The following is a 24,777-nucleotide window of genomic DNA, read 5'->3' as shown; positions in this document are numbered from 1 at the left end:
CCGTAATGTACAATTTTCTGTATATTAATCGTAAAAAAATCAATAGACCGGAGTCAGCTCTCCTCGAATGACCTTTTTTTGAATTGCCTCGGTTGCCTGAAAATCGACGAACCGTTTCAAGATCGCCTCAAACTTGCTGTTTTCCTCACTGACCACGATCACCGCGGTGGTGTCGTCGGAACGGATCCCCAAAGCGGTGGCGTTTTGCAACGGAGCGACCTTAAAATCCAGGTTCTTCTCGCGAATCTCGTCTTCATTCCAGATGGCCGCGTCAATCTCATTGTTCTTCAATTTCGACAGTATCTGGGCGTAAGAGGTTTCGACGTAGGTTACTTCCTTGCCGGCGCATTCGGAACGGGTGAGCAGATACTGATCGAGCGAGGACGAGTCGAGGGCCACCCGCATGCCGTCCCGGATGGCGGCGTCGTGGCCGTCGCGGAAGATCACCACGTGGTTGCCCACATAGCTGCCGGCGCTGAATTGATGAATGATCCGGAAACCCGAGGCGGAATTGGCCTCGGCCTCGGCGGCCAGTTTGGAGATGACGGTGAAATGGTATCGTCCCAGGCGGACCGCTTCCATCCGCTTGTTGGCGCCCCGCATGAAGGCCAGGCTGAACGGGATGTCGGCGGTTTCAAAGGCCTTGTACAGTCCGGTGGCCAACCCTTCGTAGCGTTTGGAGTACGGCAGGGGCATGACCGCGGTGACCGCCCCCAGATCGGCGATCTCCCACAGCTGCTTATAATTGAGGCTCTGGATGGTCGTTCCCAGATGGCCGCGGGATTCCAGGCGGATGGCTCCGGCGGTTTGCAGAAACTTCAACGCCGCCTGGACGGTGCCCCGGCCGGTGCCAAGCTTCTCGGCATACCAGCCGACGGTCTCGATCCGGTCTCCTTCGAAATGGGTCAGCATTTCCCGGGCCAATTGGACGGTGTTCCAACCGTTTTTCGACATTAACTGATTTTTTAGCGTAGTCATCGTTTCCCGTTCATCATTGTACAATTTACTGTATATTATATTTTGCATTATACCACCCGCCCGAAGCGGATTCAATAGGTTCCTGGACCCTTTTTTCATTGCCTTCTTGCGGAGACCGGTTGAGTGAATTGAACGCGGCCAATCCCCGTTTCAACAGCTATGGCTCGATCCAATCCCCGATCAGTTCCAGGCTTTCCATGATCCGCAGCGACCACATGGAGGCGCAATTGGTGGTGATCCCCGGAATCTCATTCAGCTTGGCGATGACTCCCGGCGTCGCGACCGCTTCGACCCGCAGCGATTCGTCCGTCCCAAAGCCACTCTCCTCAGCCAACAGCACCCGCCAGGCCCGCGCCGCCAGTTCGGGATCGTTCTTGTAGCGGGCCGCGTAGGCCATGAGGCTGCCGGCGAACATCGGCCAACTCCAGTCTTGGCCGGTGATCCCGCCGCCGCTCCGCCGCGCTTTCTCCGCGGGGCTCAAGGCATAAAATTCGCCGAATTCGGCCAGCATGGCCCGCCACTCGTCATCTTGCAGCAGGTCGGCCAGTTCCATCCAGATCTCGGCCGCTCCGAAACAGATCACCATATGATAACTGTAGTTTTCATCGCCCAGGTAATGCAGGATTCCCGTCGCCGGGTCATAGCCGAAAGTCGGGCCCGAACAGAGCCGGAACGGCATCTTTTTCAGGCTGGCCATGCCGCGCAGGAGCTTATCGCGGTAAAAAGCGTCCTCATGCCGTTCCCAGCGGGTCAGCCAGTTGGCGCAGAACGCCGCCCAGTCGGGGCCGCTGCGGACGTGGGTCGGGAAGCGGTCCTTCGGGAAATAAGCCCGCATCGGGTCGAGGCGCACCGTGGCCGCATCGGCGTCTTTCACTTCATCCATGATCTCCCCCAGCCGCTCGTCCCCGGTCAAATAATAATAGCAGCGGTGCAGCCCGGCCATGCCGATCCGGGCTTCCTTGCAACCGCAGCCCCAGTGCAGCACATTATGGCGCGAGCCGAGTCCGGCGTACTCGCCGCGATGATAAAGATCCACCTCGCTGGTGTGCCGGGTCATGGCCTCCGCCAGCCGGAAGAGCGCCGCGTCGCCGGTCCGCAAGAAGCTGTACCAGAGCCACAGATTCGGCACCAGCTCGGTATTCTGCCAGGCATACCCGCCGACATCGTAACGCCAGGCATGGCGCACCGGATCATAGGTGTGCATCAGATCGCCGAAGTTCCAAAAACCATACCAGCGCCGCTGTTCGATTTCTTGCTGATAGAAGTCGAGCAGCGCCGCCAGCTTCTCTTCCAGGCGGGCCTTGGCCGGATGCGCCCGTTCCGGAAGGCTCCATACCCCGAAAGCCTTTACCGCATGGTAGTATTCGGGCCGGCAGACCAGCAACGCCGGGGCTTGCGCGACCGCGGCGCGCTCCAGCAATTCCGGATGCGCCGGCATGGCGTCAAAACCGAACAGACTGATCTCGCTGGTATTGGCGATCCCGTCCGGGGTGCTCCGCAGCTCCGCCGCCCCCTCGTAAGAAGAGACCGGATGCGTCCCGGTGTCGTAATGCCGCAAGTCCATCGCCGCCGCATCCGGAGTCCACAGCCACAGGCGCAGGCAGGCTTCGGGCCCCGACAGGCGCTGGATCTCCAGGGATGACGGGTATTTTTGCCAGAAATTGCGGAGGGCGGCGGCCAATCCGCCCCGCGGGCCTCCTAAAAAAGCCAGTCCCTGCGAACGCCGGCCATGGGCCGCATCGATCCAGCAACATTCCGGCTTGGTCCGCTTGCGGATCACGTAATGATCGGCGGAGTCCTGGACGATTTTAAAACTGTCCCAGACGGCCATGTCCTGCACCAGGTCGGCCGGGCCTTCGTTGCGCTCCGCCGCCGGCGCGACGGCCCGGCCGGCCACCTGTTGCGGATAGGATTCCGCATATCCGGCATAACAGCGCGATATAAACTGCGCCGCCTCGCAAAACAAGCCACTGTCCCCCGCCAGCCGGATCTGCCGGTTGTACAGCTCGCCGCCGAGCGGCACGTTAAACTGGAGCCCCAGGCCCTTGGGATAATCGCGGCGGGCGTCCCCGTCATAAATAAAAGTGTGAACCAACCGGATGGAGTCCAGTCCGGCATAGAAATAGCAGCGCAGAATGAAAGGCAGCCATTGGCGGCCGTCCGCAACGCAGCGGTGGCTCCCCTCCACCCGGAGCACGGCGCGGACCGGGCCGTCCTGTTCGATCCGAATTTGTGCGATATGGCCCTCAAAAGGCTCTTCCCGGCGCAGTATGACGCCATCCTCCCGGCGCACCGTCTCGAGGAGACCGATTAGCTTCCCGCCGGAACAGATCTGCTTCCCCGCCATCGCGATGGCGCGGAAGATCAGCGGACCGGTTTTATTCAGGCTGCAGATCAGCCTGCCGGTATCGATTTCGATCCGATCGTCCGCCTCGCGGACCGACAACGGCCGTTCCGGAAGAGTCGGCTCCCCCTTTTGGAGCTGGTAGGTCCCGGTCAAAGCGGCGCCGGCCAGACAGGCGGCATGAGTGGTCCATTTGACGCTGCCATCGGGCCAATAGGCCGCGGGCCAGCTTTGGACGGGTATTTTCCGTCCGGTTGCACTGGTTAAGGCCAATGGTTCGTCCCTTCCCAAAACGCCTTGCTCCCAAGGGACGCCCCAGGTCACCCCCACCGGCAGGGCCGGCTTTTCATTCAGCCATTTTAAGAGGATGGGTCGATCATGCTTCGGCATCGTTCAGTCTCCTTTCGGGGCCAATGTCGCTGGCTCCCGATGCGATGCGGCTTGGACCGCACCCAGGAGCTCCACTCCGGCTAGCATGACGATTCCGACGCCATGCGTATCATTGAAGTTCCACGACAAGTCATTCTTGTAGTAATCGGCGCTGAAGGAAAAACCGGAGCCCCGGCAGACGCCGTAAATATTGCCGTGATCGTCGATGGCTTGGCGGGAAAGCCCCTCCCATCCCCTGACGGCCGCCAGCAGATAGGGATCCTTCTCCTCCAACCAGCCATAGCGCACGCCGCGGGCGAAAGCATAAATAAACATCGCCGTGCAAGAGGTCTCGGGATACGAATCCACGTCCGTGAGCACCTGGTGCCACATTCCCGTCTCATCCTGCAATGCCCGATAGCCTTCGCATAATTGATTGAAGAGCTGCAACAGGCGGGGCCGGTCGGGATGCGCATCCGGCAGGAACGCCAGGAGTTCCGCGCAGGAAAACAGTACCCAGCCGTTGCCCCTGCCCCAGGGCACCCCGGTGGCCTTGCCGATTTTTACGTCGTAGACATGGGACATGATCTTCCGCTCCGGGAGGTAAAGGTACCGGTGGAACAGGAGCAATTGCCTCACGGCATCATCAAGGTAGCGGGCCGCTCCGGTCAGCCGGTAATAGCGGCAGAGAAACGGCACGCTCATATACAGGTCATCCGCCCAGAGGGTGTCGTCCATAAAGGTGTGAAAGGCCTTCTCGCGGTAAAAGGCGCCGTCCGGCAGCCGGGCCTGCCTAGCTTCGATATAACCGGCCACGAAATCGGCGACCGCCCGAAAGTCCGGGATCGTTTCGGTCCGGGCCGCTTCCAGCAGCAACGAACCGAAAGAGCCGCAGTCGTCGAGACTGTCGGTGGTGGTCAGCTGGTTCAGAACCCCCGCCGCGCCATACTGTTCTTTGTCCCAGAAGGCGTATTGGAATATGGCCGTGCAGGCCGTCACGTGCTGCCGGACGTACTCAACCAGCGCTTCGCATCCCAGCACCCTCCCCGTTTGCAGGAGGCCGTATAGAGTGACTCCCAGCGGGTAGCTCCAGCGCCCGAAATTTTGATTTTCCAGATACGGCCGGACCCATACCCCGGGCCGATCCAGCCGCCAATAGCAACCGCCGTCCGCGCCCGGAAACAACCGGTCCATCTTTTGCAGCTCCGCGGGGTCCGGGAGAGCGGATTCCGCAAACGGCCCGCAGTAAAGCCAGGGATCTTTGGCCCCGTGAACCGGATACGGAGTCTGCAAGGGAACCGTTGCCGCTCCGTCGCTCAATTGGATCCCAAACCCCCAGTCCGGCTCCGGTTCCTCGCAGTCGCACAGGACCAGCAGATCCTGCTTGCCGAATGGCGCCTGGATCGGAAGATCGAACCGGCCCGAGGCCGCGGAGGCATAGATGGGCTGGCCGGCGAGATAAATCTGGATCGGGCCCTGATTGAAACCTTTCAAGGAGTATCGGCCGAGACCGCCGTGGGGAAAAAACGCTTTGGTCCAGCCAATTCCGGTGCAACCCCTGGGCAACCCGTAGAGCCTTTGCAGTTGGCCCATAGCCGATTGCGCCGCCGGCCACTCCCGCTCCGGGTACCATTGCAAGCCGGTGGCGGCTTCGGACGTTCCCTGCTTGGGCAGTTCGTTGAGTTCGGCAATGAGCGGCGGGGTGAACAGCCATCCTTCCTGGCCGTTCCGTTCGGGCGAGGGCATCAGAAAACAGAGCGGAAAATTCTTGGGCGAAGCGGTGCCGACCAAACCGCCGAAACCGGCCGGAGTTTTGGTGAATTTTACGACAATATCGTTCCAGCCTTGCTTCAGCGACACCGTCACCGCGCTTCGCTGATCGCCGAACCGCTCGTTGATAATGTTGGATTTAAAGACCAATTGCCCATTCCAATAGAGGGTGACCGGACCGTATCCCGAGACCGCCAAATTCAGCGGGCCTTCTTGGGCGCCCCACAGTTTCGCCCAGGCATAGACCATGGTCTCCGGGGCGGCCCCGGGAAAAAGCGCCGCCAAGTCAAAGCGATAGCGGTAATCCGGCGCCCGGCCGATCCCGTTCCGGCAATAAGCCCGATACGTCAGTGGATGAGGCGGATTGGCCCCGATGTAGCGGCTGGCGATCGTCTGGATAATTTTCCCGATATCATCGGCCTGTCTGGCATAGATGCTCTCATTTTCCGCAAAATACTTTCCCATGCCGTGATGCTCCCTTCTTGTTTAGCGGCGGATCGGAACCGTTTCGCCGATCAGCCTTATCCGGACCGGCCCCATTAGCCCCGAATCCCGCCGCGCCCCGCTGAACCGGTTCGCCAGGCTGTTGGTGACCTCGACCCGCAGCGAATTGGCGCCGGCTTTTACCAGTTTTGTGATGTCCAACGAATAAGGGGACCAGAGTTTGAAACCGGCACTCGTCCCATTGATATCGACATGGGCGATCTCGCCCACCCGGCCCAAATCGAGCTCGACCTTTGAAAAACGCGGCGTTGCCGCCATTTCAAACACGGTTTCGTAAACCACGGTCCCGGAGAAATCCGCCCTGCCCGGCCAGCGGGTCCATGAATCCAGCTCCCGGCCGGCCCGGATCTTCCCGTCCGGGGTTTCGATCTTCCAGTCATGCTGCAGCGCCACTGCGGCGCGGATGCTTGGTTCCGTCGCGCCGCAGTGAAATCTTTCCGGTTTCCGGGAAGGATCGACCCGGATGATGGCGCTCTCCCGCCGCTGCAGCGTAAGGGGGAAGCCCAGATATTGCCGATCCCGTTGGATCAGCTCCGGTTGGCTGATCTCCCCCTCCCAGGCATCCCACCTTTCCACCAACCGGTCCGTTCGGAGCCGCAATTCGCCCTGGATTGGCGTTTCACCCTCATTGACCAGCAGATAGAAATGCTGATTCTCTTTGACCACATGGCTCACACGCAAATTGGGATCGGCCGGCTGGAGCAGCAGATCGCGGACTACCCGTTTTTCAAGGGCGGCCACCAGCTCGGCGCCGGTGGCGATCACAACCGCCCCTTCCGGCAAAGTCGCGTCCGGAGCCGGCTGGTACAGCATGACCGTTCCTCCGCCTGCCATGAAGCGGCGTAACCGGGCGCGGAGTTTCTCCGTCACCAAGGCGGCATCATCGATCACCAACACCCGGTACTGCTGCCGGGCAATGAAAATCGCGCCGTCCGCGATGCGGCAGGCGGCGGAGGATAAAAGCCGATCTTCGAGATAGTTAAACTCCAGCTGATTCTGGTATAGCGGCTTTACGACCGCCCAGGGCAAGCGGTCCGCCTCACACAGGACGGCTACCGGAGTGACATTGACGCTGTCCGTCATCAGCCAGCTCAAACGCTTAATATAATTGGCGAGGGTCCGGTAATAGGGCCACCAGATGTTATGCGGCCCGACATCGGGCGGCCTTTCTCCCCTTCTTTTTGCGCCGTTGAGCGAGTAATAAAAGGCATGGGGGTAGATCAGATTCACGCCGCGCACGAAGAGCCAATCGAGGTACCATTTCATATCATCCATCGTCAACGCCCAAGGAATCCCTTGCGGGCCGCAACAACCGAAGCACTCGTTGGCGTTGCGCCGCCTGCCGCGGTGCCGGGCGGCGTCCGCCGAGCATTTCCCGACGGTGCTGTGCCGTCCCTCCAGCCCCCGCCCCTCTTCCGGGGCCACCCAGCGCCAGACGATATCCTGGCCGGGAATGTGAAAATAATGCAACAACCCGATATCATCGCTCTCATGGGGGTGTCCGGTCAGCGCGATGCGATGCCCGGCGCACCATTGGGAAAGTTGGCGGTAATAGGCGGATTCCAGCCTCTGATTCACCGCCCGGCGGTAATTTTTCCGCTTGAGCCCGGTATCCGGACCGGCCTCGAACCATAATGCCGCCAAGTCCAGTTCGTCATTGCCGCATTGGCGGAAGCGCTCCAGAAAACCGCCGGTCCAGGGCTTGACATCCGGCGCGGCGCATCTTCCCAAAACGTCGGGCTCATCCGTGAACATTGCCATGACGGTGCTTCCGAAATACTCGCGCAGCGCATCATAGTAACGGTCGTGCGTCAGGCGGATAAATTTCCGGACGGCCGCCGGGTTGAGCAGATCGGCCGCCGGCGGCGCCTCCGGTTCGCCATCGTCCTCTCCGAAATGGATCCCGCGAATCGTCCCCCGGGTGAAAGTCTCGCTAAAAACCAGGACCGACCAATTTTCCTCCGTCGGTCTTTCAAAACAGACCCGGTCCTCCTCAAAAGCCAGCTTTCTGGTTCTGGCGGGTTCAATGGCCTGGGCGGCCGATTTCACGACCGCCAGGACCGCGACGACCGTTTCTCCCGCGTCCAGTTCCGGGCTGAAGGCCAGCCGGCCGGGGCACGGGTATTCCCGCACGCGCAGGCCGCGCGCGGCAAACTCCGGGTTGCCGGCCACCACCATTCCGTGGGCCGAACCGGATGGATACATACCCTCGTCATACAGGACGACTTTCATCCCGTAGCTGGACGCTTCCAGCACGGCATGTTTCACCAGGCCCATGAACCGATCCGATAAATAGGGAATATCCTTGGGAATTCCGATGCGGGGGTGGAGCACCCAGCCGGAAACGCCTTTCGTATGGAAATCCCGGATCTGCCGGCTGATTTCCGCCTCATCCAGGGCATCGTTCCAGAACCAGAAAGGCAGCGGGCCAAACTCGGCGGCGGGCTGATAAAATTGAACTTTTAACTTTTCCATCTTTGCAGATCTCCTGACCCTATTACGGCTATTCTAGAAGAGTAGTGAAAAACTCGACTTATTTGCCGGGAAGGTTCAAACCGATCCAAAAGCAGCGCATGATTCACAGCGGGTAGATCTTGATCCCCAAAAGGTAAATCTTGATTCACAAAAGATCGATCTGAAATCATCCCAGACAGATCTTTATCCACAAAAGATCGATCTGGAATCATCGCAGACCGATCTTTATTCACAAAAGAGCGATTTTGATTCACAAAAGGAAGATCTTTATCCACAAAAGTAACTCCGGGAGCGCTTGCCATCGTTCCTTGCTTCACAAAAGAGCGATCTTTTAACGGCCTCTCATCCGGCCGAGGTTTTTCACAACGCTGCTAATGAAGAGCCAAATCGGAATGATGGCTCTTTTCATGAAAGATAATGGTTTTGCGATATTGCCCCGGCGTCATGCCGGTGTATTCCTTGAAAAGGCGTAGAAAGGCATGAACCCTGTCGTACCCGACTTTCTCAGCCACCTCGGCGATCTGATAGTCCGGATCGGCCAGAAATTGCTTGGCTTTCTCAATCCGGACCTCATTGATGAATTGTTTCAGCGGTTTGCCGTATTCCTCGCGGAAAACCGCGCTTAGATAGGGAACGCTTAAGAAAACCTGTTGGGATAGTACCTTTAGACTCAAATCCTGATCGTAATGCTCCCGGATGTATTTCACAATGGATTCGATCACGCCCTGGTTCTTGGCGTTTTTACGGTTTTGGACCTGTTCGGAGAGTTCTTTGAATAAACCAGCGAACCAATCCTGAACCTCGGCGATGTCGGTGCATTTTAAGAGTTCCCGGTAGGGATTGGCCCCTCCCAATAAGGATTCAATATTGATCCCCATCTCCAAAGCGCACTGAATGGCGGAACTTAGCAGTTGCATATAGAAGTAAACGGCGGCATCGCCCGAAGCGCCGCTGCAACTGGTGAAAAATTTGAAAAGATCATGGTTGAGCCGGAGGGCCGATTCAATATCGCCCTGCTTGAGGTGATTGATCAACGCTTTTTCCTTGGGATAGGGATAGGGGTAGTTCGCCTCTTTGAGATCCTGAATCTCTTCAAACCAAATCACCCGGCCGTTGCCTTTCAAAACCCGGTAATGAAGGGCTTCCAAGGCTTCCTGGTAGGAGTCGGCGATCCGGGCGATCTCGGGCTTCGGCGTCCCCGCCGCAATGGCAAACTCGCCCTGGACATGGGACTGCACCGCCTGATGGATTTCAGTGCCGATCAGCTTGATCTGCCGCTTGAATGAGAGGTCGTCGTCCAGGGCCGGGAGGGCAAAGATCATGGCAATCTCCGGCGCTTTGGTATTGACCACGATCTTTTGATAATCGCCGCCCGGCAGATTATTTAAAACTTCCATCAGGGAGATCACGAACAGGTTCAACTGGCGTTCGGAAAACCTGCCGGAAAGGCCGCGATAATTACCCAGCGAGATCAGGAATACGATATACTGGGCGTGCTGCGCGAAGTCAATCCCATAATACTGAAATCTGGCCTCGATCTCCCGGCTGTCGGCGATGCAACCCATCAGCAAACTGGTGAGAAAGTTATTCCGTAAAACCGGCAAATGTTCCCGGAAGGCCTTTTCGATATGCTCATTCTGCTCAACCAAGCGGTTGACGCTTTTTTCAATATACTTCAAAATATCATTCTCGCCCGGCTGCTTCTCGCCGTTTTTAAAGAGTCCGGCAATCAGCTGAATCGGCCGGGAGATTTTGTTGGAGAAGAACAGCGCAACGGCGATCCCCAGGACAATTGCCAAAAGGGAGACGATCAGCGCGTAATCCCTGAAAAAGACGATCTTCGCATCGATCGCCCGGTAGGGAACGATGCTGATATATTTCCAGCCGTAACTCTCCGAGGATACAAAAGAGATCAAAACTTTCTGGCGGTTAAGCCGTGCCGGATAGCTGCCGGATTTTTGTTCAAAAACATGGCGCAAATACGGTTTATTCCGGAAGTACCTGTCCGACAAGGCCCTCCGGTTACTGGAAATGAAACGGCCCTGTTCATCCACTACCAAGAGCTCATTCTGCTCTTTGGTGATGATCGAATTCATGCTGTTGCGGAGAAAACCCTCATCGATATTGACCGCGGCTACGGCGATCGGATCAAAGCTGCCCAGCGGGATCGGTTTGATGATCGTGATCACATCGATCATGTTTCCGGACTTCTCGTCCAGCAGTTTGCGGGTAGGCAGCCAGTTATAATAGTTCAGGCCGCCGTTTTTCATTTTGGCGAAGATCCGCCGGTCGGGGAAGTCCGCCAGATCCCGCACGCCGCAATTAATGGAATATACTTTGTTTTCTTTGCGGTAAAAGATGTTGATCGAGTTAATATACTGGTTCAACAGCAAATTATTATCCATCGCGGCGTTGATCTCAAATTGCCCCACCAAATCCCGGCCTTTGTAATGCTGAATGAACTCGGTGATAAACGGATCCAGCGATAACCGGTTCAAATATTGATCGACCTGGTTCAGCAATAAATCGGTCGACTTATTCAGCTGAAGCAGCATGTTCTGATTGGCTTCGAGCGTTTGCGCCTCCAGCGAGCCGGCGGAACGGACATAAAGCAACGCGCCAAAAAGCCCGGCCACCAGCATGTTTCCCACAATAAAATAGGCAAAGAACCGGCCGATGTTTTTTTCCCAGTCGATCCATTGCTGCAATGCCGCCAAAAACTTTTTGAACATCGCTTTTCTCCAATCCATATAAATGGATACGTTCATACCGGCCTGGCCGTTTGCGCCAAACCGGTATGAACGGACGAGTTTTTTGCGTCGGTCACTTTCCGTACTGGGCCTTGTAAGCCTGGGCGAGTTCCTGGGCCACTTCTGCTCCGCCCACCTCTTTATATTGCTTGATCGCGTCATCAAAAACCGCATCAAACTGATTCGACGGGGCGGTGATGATCTTTACCTGGAGCTCCTCCCATTTTTTCATCAAGGAACCGTTCAATTTATCATAAAGCGGAGTCGCCTCGGTAATCCAGGGCTGATAATATTTCAGCTTTTTGGAGCCGGCGATGGTTTCCCGGACATACTGATCGCGATATTGGGGCGCGAAGTCCATCGACAAGCGCTTGATATATTTTTCGGGCGAATTCACGAAAGGGTTGCGCAAGACGTTATATTGCGAACCAATCCAAGGAACCCGCTGTTTATACTTGGCGTCGTCGACCGGCAGCGGGATGCCGTCCACTATCTTATTGTCAATGCCCGGCAATCCAAACCAGTTGACATTGGTCGCTTCGGAGCTGGCCATCCAGTCCAGATACTTGACGACCAAATCGGGATGCTTGGCGTTCCGCGGCGAGTACCACATGTATCCAAAGGGATAACAGCGGATGATCTCATATAAGTTGTTTTTGGGATTGGCGGTCCAGGGGAAAGTGGCTACTAGCCTGGCATCGGAGATATTCTTGTTAAGATTTTCGTACATATTGCCATAGGCGCTGTGGTAGGGCCAGTGCGGAAAGTGGACGAAAGCGCCGATCTCGCCGCGCACAAACTTCTGCCTGAAAAGGACCTCGTCTTTATCCAACAGAAACTGGTCACTGAGCAATTTTTCATTATAGAGTTTGTTCATAAACCGCAGGCAATTCTCGGTCTCCGGCCACAGCGGCAGCGCCGCCTCTTGCATTCTTTCCGGCGACGGGGCTTGTTTGAGAAAGCCGGGCATTAAAACCGCATACCACATGCCGAACGGATAATTCGGCGCGCTTGGCAGGGCAAAGGGGACCAACCTGTCGCCGACCTTGCCCGGATCTTTCTCCTTGAAGGCTTTGAGAACATTATAAAACTCAGCGGGAGTGGTCGGCTCCTTCAAGCCGAGCTTATTGAGCCAGTCTTTCCGGATGAAAGTGGTGTCCGCCACCGGCACGGAACGGTACACCAGGGAATAGATCCGGCCTTTGCTGGCACCCAAGGCCAAATCGGTTTTGGAAAAATACTTTTTAATATTTCTGCCATATTTGTTGATGTAATCGGTATAATCGAGCAGCGCCCCGTTTTTCAGATACAAATTATACAAAGCCTTATCATAACTGAAGATGATATCCGGGGCATTGCCCGCCGCCAGCATGGTCGGGAGTTTTTGCATCTCCTGGGCGCGCGGCACCGGTACGAATTTTACCTTGATACCCAGTTTGGCAACATGGTCATTGACATACTTGGTCCACCAGTTTTCCTCGATATTGCCCTGAGCCGGCGGAATAATCCCCCGGTCCCAGGCGAGCACGGTGATCTCCTGGAGATCTTTGGTTTTTGCAAATACACTGGTCATAAATAAAAGCGCTAGTACAAACCCCGCCGCCACTCGTAATCGTTTGGACACCATAAACTCCTCCTTCGTTTCGTTTCAGCCGATAATGCAAATGCATGACGGTCATGCTTCGAGTTCAACTTCGGGCCGGCGAATAAAAAAGGATCATTGGGACTTACTCGCCAGGTCGAGGTCAAAATAAGTATCGCACCGCATGATTGGTTAACCCTTTAATGAGCCGATGGTCACCCCCTTGATAAAATATTTTTGGAGCCATGGATAAACAAATAAGATCGGGACGGCGGTTACCAGCACCATCGCTCCTTTGAGGTTCTCCGGGAGCACCGTCTTGGCGGACGCGGCATCCAATGAATTGGTCAGATCTTGCTGGAAGACGTTCAGTACCTGGTATAATTTGATTTGCAGCGTATATCTGGCGGGACTCTGAATGTACATCAACGCTTGCTGAAACATATTCCAATAGGATACGGCGTAATAAATCACTAGGGTCGCGATGACCGGTTTGGCCAGCGGTACGATGATCTTGACCAAAATCCCGAAGTTGCTGCAGCCCTCGACTTTGGCCGCTTCCTCCAGCTCCACCGGGATGCCCCGGAAATAACTGATCATAATGATCAACAGAAACGTCTGGATTACATCCGGCCAGATCAAAGCGCCCATGGTATCGAGCAGTCCCAAGTTCTTGACCAGCAGGTAGGTGGGGATGATTCCGCCATTAAAATACATTGTGAAGACGATCAGCCGCAAAATGATGCCGGTCCCTTTCAATCCCGTCCGGGACAGCGGATACGCCGCCAGCGTCGTCATGATGATGCTGGCGGCCACTCCGCATACCGTGAGCATTGCGGTAAAAAACAACGAATGCAGCAGGCCTTGGTCGCTCAAAACCGCCCGGTAGGCCGAGAGCGTAAATCCTTTGGGAAATAGAAACACGCTGCCTTCCAGGATATGTTTGGCGTCGCTCAGGGAAACCGCCAAGGTATAAACGAACGGGTAGATAAATGTCAAACATAAGATGAACATCACGGTATAGTTGATGATCTGAAAGGTTCTGCCCCCCGCGGTTATGTCTGGTTTCATCGTCGGCCACCTCCGAAAAATCCTTCCTCTCCCAATAGCTTGGCGAACCGGTCGGCTCCCAGCAGCAAGCTGAAGTTGATCAGCGACTGGAACAGTCCGACCGCGGCCGAAAAGCTGAACCGGGCCCGGATTAATCCCATATCATAAATATAGGTACTGAGGACGCTGGAGACATCGTTGACCATTACATTTTGCAAGTTGTAGGGCTGGTCGAACCCGATGCTCATCATTTTGCCGATATTCAAAAGCAACATGATGATAATCGTGCCCTTGATGCCGGGAAGCGTCACATGCCACATGCATTTCAACCTGCCGGCGCCGTCCAGCGCGGCGGCCTCATACAATTGCGGGTCGATGGCGGTTAACGCCGCCAGATAAATGATGGCCGACCACCCTACTTCTTTCCAGATGAACGAGAGCAGGTAGACGCATACCCACCAGCCTTTATGAAATAAGAAATTAATCTCTTTGAACCCCAGCTGTTTCAACAATACGTTGACCATGCCGGTTTGGGGAGTCAGGAAAGCCAGGATTAACCCGTAAATAATCACCCAGGAAATGAAGTGCGGCAAGTAGGAGATGGATTGCACCAGCCGTTTAAGCCCGCTGTGGTTTATTTCATTCAAGAACAGCGCCAGGATGATCGGGATGGGGAACCCGGCGATCAGCGTCAGGAAGTTCAGCCGAATCGTGTTAAAAAATGCCACCCAAAAGCTATGATCGTGAAATACTTCCTTGAAAACGTCCAGCCCGACCCAGGGGCTTTGCCACACCCCGGTGATAAAATTGTAATCCTTGAAAGCGATCAGTAAGCCGTACATCGGAATGTACTTAAATATCAGGTAAAACAGGAGCGGAGGCAACAGAATCAGGTAGTACTGATAATTGTTCCGCCAGTAGCTCTTCAATTTACCGCTTTGATAATTTGGACGGCTCTTTTTTCCGGTAAGCATCTCGATTTCAGAAGCCACATCGCACCCTCTTTTCTTCGTTAGTTCCTTTCCTGAGCAGCGGTGGGATTTCATTCTCATTAAAATCCTGGTTTCATTGTATCGACTTTGGGGCGAACCTACAATTTTCATTTTTTATGATTCTTTAACAAATCTGTTACAACGATCCCTTTTGCTTCGCGGTGAAGCCGAACCGGAACAGGGCGGCGTCCAGCGGCACCGGCATGTTTTTCAGCAGCCCATTCTCGATCAGCCGGTTGATGATTTTTTCATTGCCGCCCGGCTCCTCCCTGTCTGTCACGGGCTCCTCGCCATCATGTAAGACCAGCGCGGAACGAACTTGAGATCATCTTATCTTCAATCAAAAAAAGCCTGATGACAAAAGATCACCAGGCTTTCTTTGGCCGTTTCCCGGCTCGCCCAACCGGGCTTGGAAGGCGACGTTTACTTTCTGTGGTGGTTCATTGTTTCAGATGAACGGGAAGGGTAAAAAATAAACGCCTCCGTTTTTTTTGAGCAATCTGTCAAAGGCATCCGTCGCGGGTCACCAATGGATCAGGGTTATAGCCTTTGGTCGGTGATGCCGAATTCGCGCCAGGTGGATTTGGGGAAGATCCGTTTCACTTGGGCGCGGGCGTCCGAGTAGGTCCGTTGAATCTGGCTGAGTTTGGCCCGGATCTCCTCGGTCTTCTCCATCATCCGGGCTTTGCAGGCCAATTGGGCGTTATGGGCATCGACCAGCGCCTGATAATCGGCGCTGAATTGCGTCATGAACGCCGCATCAAGGCCCCGTTTCTCCAAGGGCTCGGCATGGGCCTGGATCCCGGCGATCATTTCGGAGATCCGGGCCAGTTTGGCGTCGAGCGATTGCGGGGGAACGGATTTTTGGGTTGGATCGGGAGTCGGATCCGGGGTGGAATCCATGGTTGAATTGTTCAATTCGTTTACCTCTTGTGACATGATCATTGCCTCCTGTAAATAGAATGGGTAGAATGAACCCTTCCGGAAGGTTGCATCATGGCTATATTATACCGCGAACGTTAGTTTTAGTCAATGGATTTTGTTGATTTTGTGGAATAATTTTTGAGCGGAAGCGCAAATTTCATATTTGTCGAAATTGTCGCTTGTATGATATAATGATTACGGAATATTTTACGTATCATATTACTCATTATGGATCATATTATAAAAGGATGCGATTGAAATGCGTGGTGATGCATTAGCTGTGGAAAAACCATCGTTTACCTTTGATCAGATTATCAAATCAACAGAAGCTGCCAAAAAATTCGGAAAACTCAGGGAAATGGCAAAGTCCCAGCCGATAGTCATTACCGAAAACGGTGAACCGGATTCTGTTATCATGAGTTATCCGGCTTTCGTGTCATTCCTCAATACCGTCCAGGAGTTAGAAGAAAAATTATTGATTGAGCGAATGGAACGAGCCCGTGAGAATCCTGCCTCATTGGTCTCTCAGGAAGCAGTTCTCCGCTTGCTTGAGGAAAAATAATCATGGCGGATCGCTTCCTTATTCTATATACCCCTGGAGCTGTTAAGGAATTAAGAGAGCTTGATGGCTCAGTGAAGCCGATCGTGGCTAAGTATCTAAAGCGGCTTGCTGAAGAAGCGAACCATATCGGGAAACCCCTTAGAAATGACAAAGATTCTCGGCTTGCAGGGTGCAGAGAGTTAAAGCTCAAACAAGCCGGGATCCGGATCCTATACATGATAACCGGCGAAAAAGTTGAAGTCATTGGTGTAACGAAAGAAGTCCTTCAAGTCCTGGCAGTAGGCAAACGGGCCGAATATGATGTATTTAAAGATGCAAGTAAGCGACTCGAAGAATTCGCCGCCCCGGCCGTAGATGATTCACAAACTTTATCAGCATCGCATGGGACAGTTAATGCTATCAATAAGCCACCCACCCCAACCAAGTTTGGACAAACGAAAGAATGAAAAAGGTCGAAGTGCGACCCCTTGTCCCTTAAAGGGGAAAGCACAAGGCTTGAAGTGGATTAAACATTGTTTTATCTGCGACGAAGCATGGTAGTTATCCTTTTAAAGGACGAAAGGATCGCAGTTAGGCTTCGAAGCGATTTTTCTAAAAGCGTTGTGATAAACCCTGTCCGAAGGCCAGGGTGAACACAAAAGCTCAGAGAAGCAAGTGATAAAGTCGATTTTTAATCCTTTAAAGAGTGATTTCCGAATTTGAGGACTTTATCACATGGCTTCTAAGTAGTAGTAGTAGTCCCCCCACCCCAGTATAGCTGGGGCAATCGAAAGGAAATAAGCCATTTTTATTCTCCCGCAGAGGCGCAAAGACGCAGAGTTTTTAATATAATAATCCCCTCAATAATAAGTATTCGTTCTTTCTCTGCGTCTCCGCGTCTTGGCGGGAAGATTAAATCGCTGCGGGAAAATAATGATGATGCTTTATTGCTGCCCGACGAAATCGATAACGGGCTGTTGGAGGAGCGGGATGAATCAAAGCATTGAGCAATATTCATTGTACTGGGTCGACTTGAATCCATCCGAAGGTTCGGATGAATAAGGTAAGGCCTTGTGTTGCGATCTCACCGCCCGAAATGAATGAAAACCTCCAAACAATTATCACACATACTTGCCGAACTGCTCCGCCCCGGCCAAGCATTCTTTGAACTGGCGGGCAAACCAGATCGGCTTCACGGCAGCACAATCTCCCCGCCCCGTTTTATCCGCTCGATCCACGAGGCGAGGATGATCCCGTCCATCAGTCCCCGGGTATAGGTCAGTTCATCGCGCCGGTTCATTTGCATGGTCCGGTTGATGTCAAAATCGTCGAAGATTTGCCGTTCTTCCGGCGTGAGCCCGGCCCAGAGCCGATCCAGAAACTCCCCCTGTTTTCTGCCCCAATCCTGGTATTCCGCGTCGCGCGGCAGGAGCTCTTCATTGATCTTATAGATCCGGTCAAAGAAGAATTCGTAAATTCCTTTGCTGTCGCTGGAAAGCATACGAAACCTCCAATCCAGTCGAATGATTGAGAGCGGGAAACCAATTGATAGTTTGAAAGCTTGCGAAAAAGTCTTCATGCCGGCTCTGTTCGCGCTCCCCTCACCCTCCGGGCCGCTTCAAAAGCCGTCTGCCCTCTCCCATTTCGCTCGAAAAGACTCGTTAAATAATCTATTTTTTTATTTTATAGATTAAACTATTCCATGTCAATCGATTATTGAATGAATTGTTCCGAAGTTCCAGATAATATTCCTGCTATACTTTAATCATGATGAACAAAATGTTCCAAGAACGATTGAAAGAATTACGAAAAGAAAAAAAGCTTTCCCAGGAAGATTTAGGGGAAGTCATTAATAGTAGCGGAAGAACCATCAGTTATTTGGAAGCCGGCGAAAGAACCCCTTCTCCGGAAATTTTGAATAAATTAGCCGATGTTTTTAACGTCTCCGTCGATTATTTGCTGGGAAGAACTAATTTACGTCCGAACGATACGGATCAGATTCTGTTATTGCTTAAGGATTTGCCGGAAGCAGCTATAAATGAAATGAAAAATTACCTGGATTATCTTCAGCAAAAATATCGAGTAAAATGAAATTGTTATGAAGATGACTGCTGAGAAGAATCGCTTCGAAGCCTAACTGCGATCCTTTCGCCCTTAAAAGGACAACCACCATGCTTCGTCGCAGATAAAATAATGTCTGATCCACTTCAAAGCCTTATGGTTTCCCCTTTACGGGGCAAGGGGTCGCACTTAGACATTTTTCATCCTTTCGTTTGTCCCAACTTTGTTGGGGTGGGTGGCTTATTCTTGATATGTCAAGATGACCCTTATTATGAAGCTATATCTAATTATTTCAAGGGCTTACCAGTAAATTTGAATTGCAAAAATTGAGAGCTTAAGATTAATTTCCAAGTGATTGATAGTTATATAAGCATTCGTTATGTATTTAATTACATTCATATTGTATTATACTAAATACTTCATGTCAATAATTTTTTTCCATTTCTTTCCCAGGAGTTTCGTGATATGAAATTTGCGCAAATTTTAAAACGGCTTCGGCAAGAGCATAATTGGAGCCAGGAACAATTGGCCGAAAAGATCGGCGTTAAGCGTCTGGCCGTCGGGAAATATGAAAGCGGACAGTCCAAGCCATCCGCTGAAACACTTCAAAAAATATCCGAAATTTTTGGCGTTTCCATTGATTATCTTTTATCCGATGAACCTGACAAATTTGCAAAGACGGAAATAAGCGATAAAACCTTATTGGAATACATGTCCGAAATTGAACAGATGAGCGAAGAAGAGCAGCAGTTTGTTAAGTACTTTTTGGATGCTGTAGTTTTAAGACATAAAATGAAAAGGTAAATAGACAGGTCGGGGCAAAAATCGCCCCATGGACATCCAAAGTTAAAGCCATCAGTTCTTTCCCCCCTGTCATTACCCCATTTAGCTGCCCTTCCCCGACTTATCCACAGCCAAAATTCATTAACCCCATTCAACGTTCCCGTTTATCCACAGAAATAGCTTACTTATTCACAAAAAGAACTCATTTATTCACAAAAAGAGCTTGTTGAGCGACTGAAAGAGCTCATTCTTCCGAAAAAGAGCTCATTCAGTCACAAAATGAGCTCACTTATCCACAAAAAGAGCTCGCTCAGCGACTGAAAGAGCTCATTCATTCACAAAATGAGCTCGTTTATTCACAAAATGAGCTTGTTCAACGACTGAAAGAACTCTTTTTCCACAAAAAGAGCTTACCCGGCGACTGAATGAGCTCCTTCAGTCATCAAAAGAGATCCGTCACTCGCAAAATGAGCTCATTCAGCCCCCAATCCGATCACTTCGCCACGAAAAAGAAAGAGAGCCCATCATGTGAGCTCTCCCCAATCACCCGGTTCATTGCGGGACCGGTACAACCTTTTTCATTCCATCATTGCCGCATCCAACCGGGCCGCCCGCTTATTTTATCGCGCCCATGGTCAGACCGCGCACCAAGTATTTGTGAATCAAGATCCCGGCCGCCAGAATCGGCAGGAAAATGAAGCTCTCCATGCTCATGACCTGTCCCCAAGCGATCCCGTATTGCGTGATTAAACGGGCCGCGATCACCGGCAGCGTCTGGGATTCAGCCCCGGTAAACAACGAGGCGAAGGCATAATCATTCCAGGAAAACATCATCGACAAAATAGCCGTCACCAGCAGGCCCGGCAGCACTATCGGCAAAGCCACATAGTAAAAGACCTGCAGTTTGTTGCAGCCGTCCGCCATGGCCGCCTCTTCGATGCTGATGGGGATCTCCTTGAAAAAACCGTTCATTAACCAGATGGCAAACGGCAGATTGAAGGAAACATGCGCAAAGACCAGAGCCGGAAGCGTATTTAAGACCCGGAAGACCCGGAAGATCATATAGAGCGGCAAGATGACGGCGGCGATCGGCACCATCCGGGTGGAAATAATCCAAAAGGCAATCTGCTTTTTCGCGGCAATCTTGCCGCGGGCCAAGGCGAAGCCTCCCAGCGAACCGAGCAGCAAAGCGATCGTTGTCGAGGTAAAGGCCACGATTAAACTGTTGCAAAGATACTTCCCGATGCCCAATTGCCCAAACATCACCCGATAATTGTTCCAGGTGGGCGCAAAGATAAATTTGGGCGGGAAGCTGAACATATTTTGTTCGGTTTTCAAGGCGGACATTAACATCCAGACGATCGGGAACCAGGTCCAGATTAAATAGGCTCCCAGCAAGCATCCTAAGATGATTTTCGCCAAGGGATTTTTCCGGCGGAGCGATCGCGAGCGTAGCGGCACCTATTCCATCTCCCCTTCCTCGATCAGCACTTTCACGAAAATATTGGCCAAAATGACGCTGACCAGTAACAGCGTCAAACCCAGCACGGCGGCGTAGCCGAAGTTAAACAGCCGGAAGCCGTATTCAAAAATGCGAATGGCCAGGATCTTGGTGGAATTGGCCGGCCCGCCGCCGGTATTGACCATGATCGTATCGTAAAACCGCAGGATGTCCATGGTCCTGATCAGCAAAGCCACGGTAATGGTCTGCCGCAACATGGGCAGGGTAATATAAATCAGCTGTTGCCAATAATTCGCCCCATCGATGACGGCGGCCTCGTAAGTCTCTTCCGGCAGGGACTGCAATCCGGCGATGATAATAATCGCAATCAGCGGCGTCCATTCCCAGGTCTCCATCAAAATAATGGCCGGCAGGGCCGTATGGATATTCCCCAAAATGCTGATGTCGTTAAAGAAACCCAATTGGTGAAGGAAATAGGTATAGATGCCGTAACTGTCGTGAAACAAAAAATGCCATAACAAACCGACGGAAACCGGAGCCATGAACATCGGCGCAATAATCAGGGTCGTCAGCAATCCCCGCAGTTTTTTGAATTGATCCAGGGCCAGTGAGATTCCGATGCCCAAAGTCAACTGCAGCGATAAAGCCAAAATAAAATAAACCAAGGTAACCAGCCAGGAATGCCAAACTCCGCCGTCAAGAAGCATTCTCACCCAATTATCCAAACCGATAAAATCCGGTATCTGTCCCGGCAGCTTCGGGCTGTTATAAAAACTCATCACAACCATCGTGATAAAAGGGTAGATACTGATGGCCGCCAACACGGTCAGGCTCGGCAACAACATTTTCAATTCCGTGGCGACCAAAACGCCGTGCTTTTTCTGCGCCCGGATCACCCTGCTGATATCCTTGAGCAAGTTCTTCACTCCAATTTGCGCCACCAAAAAACGATTGAATTGGGCTACTTTTTCATTTTGTTATACCCGGTGATTTGATCGATTTTAAGCGTCGCGTCGCGCATCGCTTCCTCGGGGGAGAGCTTTCCGGCCAGCATATACGATAAATTGGTGAAAACCACGGTGTTAACATCCAACCAGTAGGGCGTCTTGGGCCGCAAAAAGATGTTTTCCGGTTTCCAAGCCTCGGTGACGGTATGCAGGGACTCCATAATCGGATTCACTTTGAATTTGATCCATTGTTTCACAAAGCGATCGTTATATACAGCGTAGCGGGTGGGAGTGGAACCTCTTAACAACAATTTTTTTTGTACGTTGGGACTGGTGGCCCAGAGAATATAGAGCCAGGCCGCCTTTTGTTTTTTCTCGGACGCATAGGAGTTAATGGAAATATTGGTGCCGCCCCAATGGTTCTTGCTGCCGTTGGCGCCGTGAGGCAACAGTGCGTAACCGACTTTGCCGGCGACTTTGGACCGGGCCGGATCTTCGAACGTCGACGCGAATTCATGCCATTCCGGGGCCATCGCGATATCCCCCGCGGCAAAGGCCTCGGCCAGGCCGTTCCAGTCCCAGGAAGTGCTGCCCGGGTGGGCGATGCTGAGCAATTTCTTATAAAACCGCGTCGCCTCGATCGCTTGGGGCTGATCCAGCATGCACTTGCCGGGGAGATTGGAACCCCATAAATTGACTTGATCATTGGCGAAATATTTACCGCCGTACGCCGCCAGCACATTGCTGAAATCGCACTGCAGCGAATCATACATCAAGGCCTGGTGGCCGGTGCCGGCTTTAACCTCCGGAACATGCTCATTGATCCATTTGGCGATTTCATAATACTGCTCCCAACTCAAGTTGCTGCCGGGGGTCCAGTCGTAGCCCCTGTCGGCCATGAATTTATCCTTATATTTCAGGAAAATATCCTTGCGGTAGATCCAAATCATCGTGGGACAGTCATAAGGAATACCCAGCAAACGGTCCTTATCGATCATATACCCGCCGGCAATCAAATCGGTTTTGATAAAATCATTTAGGCCCAGCGGTATTTTGGGGAGTGCCGGATCATTCATAAACTTGCGCATGTCGGCCAAATGGCCGTGAAACGGCGACAGGATTTGATACGGATCCGTATAAATCAACTCGATGTCGCCGGCTTTGGCGGAAAAGTCCAATATGGTCTTGGCTACGACATCCTCCAGCCTCGTTTGGGTGATCTCCACTTTGATTCCGGTCTTGGCCGTAAACTCATTCACGATCGATTTGACCGCCATCGTCGGGGGCGTATCCTCTGACAACAAGTGGATGGTAAGATGGTCATTCTTGAATTGGGTCCATTTCGCCTGTTCACTCATGATCCCCAAAGTAGGTTTGGCGGCTATCATCACGGCAATTACCAAAAAAATCAGCAAACTTCCTCTGAAAAATCGCTTCATGAAACTGTCGCCCCCATCAACGCAACTGCGATTTTTACTTTCGGAAAATTACCAGTGAAGGAAAAAACCCGGCTTTTAAATATTAAGTCAAATCAAATCCTTAATATTACATTATTTCTACAATCATGTTTTATTCCCTTTTTAGTTGGGGGAAAAGACTATCAAAGCCAGGACGGGTATAAAAGCTCAGAGAAGCAAAGTTGTTTTTCATTCCATCATGAAGTGATTCGGATCCGAAAAAACTGGCCGGTCATAAAAAAAAATCCTGATCAGGATTTTTTCTCGGGATCCGATTCACAATGTCCAATCCGAACATGAAACCTCTCAAAGGATTAACTGTCGAACCTCCTCCAGACCCGGCAAAGCGGGGATCCCCCCTTTTTTGGTGGTGGTCAAGGCGCCCACCGCATTGGCGAAACGGATAATCTGTTCAAACTTATCCCGGTCCAGAGCGCGGATCTGATCGAGCGGCATCTCGCTCAGCCAATATAGGACTCCGCCCAGAAAGGCGTCTCCGGCGCCGGTCGTATCGATCGTTGGCACGGTAAAACCGTCCACCCGGCCGGTCCCCGGCGGATAACGGTAAAAACACCCCGCCGGCCCGAGAGTGACGAACACTACGTCAATCCCTTGTTCACAAATCATGGCGGAGCCTTTTTCAAGATCGGCGGTATCCGTAATTAGCTCCAGTTCTTCCTCGGATACCTTGATGATGTCGACATACGGGAGCACCGATCGAATTTGTTCTCTGGCGGCGGCGATATGATTCCACAAAAGCGGCCGGTAATTGGGATCAAAGGAAATCAGCAAACCGTGTTCTTTGGCGAATTGCACCGCTTTTCGCGTAGCGCTCCGCGCCGGTTCGTCCGTCAATGAGAGCGAACTGAAATGAAAAATCTTCCCATTTTTGATAATCTCATCATCCAAGTCCTCCGCCCTGATCATCAGGTCGGCCCCGGGCTTGCGATAAAAACTAAAGGAACGGTCTCCCAAAGGGTCCAAATGGACAAAGGCCAGGGTCGTTGGTGCGCTGGTTGTCTGCTTCAGGCCCCGGTCGTCCACCCCGTTTTCCCGCAGCACCTTTCGTAAAAAGGTTCCGAATTGGTCTTGACCGACCATCCCCAGGAAAGCGCCTTTTTTGCCCAATTTCGAAACGGCCGTCAGGAGATTGGCCGGCCCTCCGCCGGGATTCTGCTCGAAAAGTTGTTGCCCGGCCCCGGAGACTCCGGCCGGAGTGAAATCGATTAACAACTCACCCATCGCGACAACATCAAACATTCCGGTTACGCTCCTAACAGGTTGGATTCGGCGCCGGAAAGCGCGCCGGCGATCGCTTCGGTTGCGGGCAACGGGACCAGTTCCAAATCATGTTGCGCCGTTCCGTCTTTGTAAATAACGAGGAAAGCCGCGCTGTCCTGGCGCGAAAACGGCAGATCGTGCCAGACGCCGGCGTCCAGGCAAACGGCATCGCCCGGTTTCAGCTCGAATACCGCGATTTTATCCGCTGCCAAAACTCCCGCCGGCGCAACCGCCAAGTAACAAGTTCCCTGCAGCAGGAGTAACATTTCCCGGGTGTCCCGGTGCCTTTCCATTTGTGATAACAGTAAGTCCCGTTGCTTGATGGCCAAATAGTTTACGCTGGTCGACCCGGTCCATTCCAATTCTCTGTCCCAATAGTTATGCGCCTCGGAAGAACCGTCCGGCGGCCGTTCGGGAGTTCGCAATACTTTTCCAAAGGGACGGAAAGACTGTTCGCTCAGAGGATTTACGTTTAGCATCTCCAGCTCAACCCTTTCCTGAAAATTA

General features: G+C 52.8%; 22 protein-coding genes. 5 read left to right on the top strand and 17 right to left on the bottom strand.

The genetic code is table 11. The features are described 5' to 3' along the window. Positions 1–39 precede the first annotated feature (39 nt). From yhfZ to EDC14_RS02890, 11 genes are all read right to left on the bottom strand, one after another. On the bottom strand, positions 40–1,026 hold the full coding sequence (gene yhfZ, locus EDC14_RS02935) for a GntR family transcriptional regulator YhfZ (protein WP_243662785.1): 987 nt from the start codon (positions 1,024–1,026) through the stop codon (positions 40–42). Between the two features lie 109 nt (positions 1,027–1,135). Then, positions 1,136–3,712, bottom strand: a complete 2,577-nt coding sequence (locus EDC14_RS02930) for an exo-rhamnogalacturonan lyase family protein (protein WP_132012676.1) — start codon at positions 3,710–3,712, stop codon at positions 1,136–1,138. A gap of 3 nt (positions 3,713–3,715) precedes the next feature. Continuing rightward, positions 3,716–5,926, bottom strand: a complete 2,211-nt coding sequence (locus EDC14_RS02925; RefSeq protein WP_132012675.1) for a glycoside hydrolase family 88/105 protein — start codon at positions 5,924–5,926, stop codon at positions 3,716–3,718. A 21-nt stretch (positions 5,927–5,947) separates the two neighbouring features. Beyond that, positions 5,948–8,440, bottom strand: a complete 2,493-nt coding sequence (locus EDC14_RS02920; RefSeq protein WP_132012674.1) for a glycosylhydrolase-like jelly roll fold domain-containing protein — start codon at positions 8,438–8,440, stop codon at positions 5,948–5,950. Continuing rightward, on the bottom strand, positions 8,428–8,715 hold the full coding sequence (locus EDC14_RS02915; protein WP_132012673.1) for a hypothetical protein: 288 nt from the start codon (positions 8,713–8,715) through the stop codon (positions 8,428–8,430). The genes EDC14_RS02920 and EDC14_RS02915 overlap by 13 nt, the downstream gene beginning before the upstream one ends. 96 nt (positions 8,716–8,811) lie before the next feature. Next, complete coding sequence (locus EDC14_RS02910) at positions 8,812–11,172, bottom strand: helix-turn-helix domain-containing protein (RefSeq protein WP_165907751.1); 2,361 nt, start codon at positions 11,170–11,172, stop codon at positions 8,812–8,814. A 91-nt stretch (positions 11,173–11,263) separates the two neighbouring features. Beyond that, positions 11,264–12,814, bottom strand: a complete 1,551-nt coding sequence (locus tag EDC14_RS02905; RefSeq protein ID WP_165907750.1) for an extracellular solute-binding protein — start codon at positions 12,812–12,814, stop codon at positions 11,264–11,266. 150 nt (positions 12,815–12,964) lie between these two features. Continuing rightward, entirely contained in the window at positions 12,965–13,843 is an 879-nt protein-coding gene (locus EDC14_RS02900; protein ID WP_132012670.1) for a carbohydrate ABC transporter permease, read from the bottom strand. Then, positions 13,840–14,814 (bottom strand): ABC transporter permease, encoded by a 975-nt coding sequence (locus EDC14_RS02895; RefSeq protein ID WP_243662784.1) that lies wholly within the window; start codon positions 14,812–14,814, stop codon positions 13,840–13,842. Before EDC14_RS02895 ends, EDC14_RS02900 begins: the two co-directional genes overlap by 4 nt. Positions 14,815–14,950: 136 nt before the next feature. Next, positions 14,951–15,094, bottom strand: coding sequence for a hypothetical protein (locus EDC14_RS26575; RefSeq protein ID WP_165907749.1), 144 nt, complete (start codon positions 15,092–15,094; stop codon positions 14,951–14,953). Positions 15,095–15,354: 260 nt separating this feature from the next. After that, positions 15,355–15,753 carry a hypothetical protein gene (locus EDC14_RS02890; protein WP_132012669.1) on the bottom strand — a complete coding sequence of 133 codons (399 nt, stop codon included), beginning with the start codon at positions 15,751–15,753 and terminating at the stop codon, positions 15,355–15,357. 244 nt (positions 15,754–15,997) lie between these two features. Here EDC14_RS02890 and EDC14_RS02885 point away from each other — a divergent pair, with 244 nt between their 5' ends. After that, the gene (locus EDC14_RS02885) at positions 15,998–16,300 is read left to right on the top strand and encodes a type II toxin-antitoxin system prevent-host-death family antitoxin (RefSeq protein WP_132012668.1); all 303 of its coding nucleotides are present in this window, start codon (positions 15,998–16,000) and stop codon (positions 16,298–16,300) included. Between the two features lie 2 nt (positions 16,301–16,302). Further along, positions 16,303–16,746 (top strand): type II toxin-antitoxin system RelE family toxin, encoded by a 444-nt coding sequence (locus tag EDC14_RS02880; protein WP_132012667.1) that lies wholly within the window; start codon positions 16,303–16,305, stop codon positions 16,744–16,746. Positions 16,747–17,471: 725 nt separating this feature from the next. On the opposite strand, the gene EDC14_RS02870 is transcribed toward EDC14_RS02880, so the two are convergent. Beyond that, positions 17,472–17,780 (bottom strand): hypothetical protein, encoded by a 309-nt coding sequence (locus EDC14_RS02870; RefSeq protein WP_132012666.1) that lies wholly within the window; start codon positions 17,778–17,780, stop codon positions 17,472–17,474. A gap of 278 nt (positions 17,781–18,058) precedes the next feature. Here EDC14_RS02870 and EDC14_RS02865 point away from each other — a divergent pair, with 278 nt between their 5' ends. Both EDC14_RS02865 and EDC14_RS02860 read left to right on the top strand, forming a co-directional pair. Beyond that, the gene (locus EDC14_RS02865) at positions 18,059–18,370 is read left to right on the top strand and encodes a helix-turn-helix domain-containing protein (RefSeq protein WP_132012665.1); all 312 of its coding nucleotides are present in this window, start codon (positions 18,059–18,061) and stop codon (positions 18,368–18,370) included. 435 nt (positions 18,371–18,805) lie between these two features. Continuing rightward, positions 18,806–19,144, top strand: a complete 339-nt coding sequence (locus EDC14_RS02860; protein WP_132012664.1) for a helix-turn-helix domain-containing protein — start codon at positions 18,806–18,808, stop codon at positions 19,142–19,144. Between the two features lie 594 nt (positions 19,145–19,738). On the opposite strand, the gene EDC14_RS02855 is transcribed toward EDC14_RS02860, so the two are convergent. From EDC14_RS02855 to EDC14_RS02845, 3 genes are read right to left on the bottom strand one after another with little or no spacing between them, the layout of a single operon-like run. Further along, the gene (locus EDC14_RS02855; protein WP_243662783.1) at positions 19,739–20,545 is read right to left on the bottom strand and encodes a carbohydrate ABC transporter permease; all 807 of its coding nucleotides are present in this window, start codon (positions 20,543–20,545) and stop codon (positions 19,739–19,741) included. Between the two features lie 39 nt (positions 20,546–20,584). After that, a complete protein-coding gene (locus EDC14_RS02850) occupies positions 20,585–21,511 on the bottom strand; it encodes a carbohydrate ABC transporter permease (protein WP_243662782.1) in 927 nt (308 codons plus the stop codon). 35 nt (positions 21,512–21,546) lie between these two features. Next, on the bottom strand, positions 21,547–22,809 hold the full coding sequence (locus EDC14_RS02845) for an extracellular solute-binding protein (RefSeq protein WP_207930697.1): 1,263 nt from the start codon (positions 22,807–22,809) through the stop codon (positions 21,547–21,549). A gap of 39 nt (positions 22,810–22,848) precedes the next feature. Here EDC14_RS02845 and EDC14_RS27045 point away from each other — a divergent pair, with 39 nt between their 5' ends. After that, positions 22,849–23,289 carry a hypothetical protein gene (locus EDC14_RS27045; protein ID WP_207930696.1) on the top strand — a complete coding sequence of 147 codons (441 nt, stop codon included), beginning with the start codon at positions 22,849–22,851 and terminating at the stop codon, positions 23,287–23,289. A 6-nt stretch (positions 23,290–23,295) separates the two neighbouring features. Here the strand turns inward: EDC14_RS27045 and EDC14_RS02840 are convergent, their stop codons facing one another. Both EDC14_RS02840 and EDC14_RS02835 read right to left on the bottom strand, forming a co-directional pair. After that, positions 23,296–24,249 (bottom strand): carbohydrate kinase family protein, encoded by a 954-nt coding sequence (locus tag EDC14_RS02840; protein WP_132012661.1) that lies wholly within the window; start codon positions 24,247–24,249, stop codon positions 23,296–23,298. 5 nt (positions 24,250–24,254) lie between these two features. Then, complete coding sequence (locus EDC14_RS02835) at positions 24,255–24,749, bottom strand: ureidoglycolate lyase (RefSeq protein WP_132012660.1); 495 nt, start codon at positions 24,747–24,749, stop codon at positions 24,255–24,257. Between the last annotated feature and the right edge of the window lie 28 nt (positions 24,750–24,777).

The sequence above is a fragment of the Hydrogenispora ethanolica genome, from assembly GCF_004340685.1.
In the GTDB taxonomy this organism is placed as follows: domain Bacteria; phylum Bacillota; class UBA4882; order UBA8346; family UBA8346; genus Hydrogenispora; species Hydrogenispora ethanolica.
This window is presented reverse-complemented; position numbering and strand designations above follow the sequence as displayed.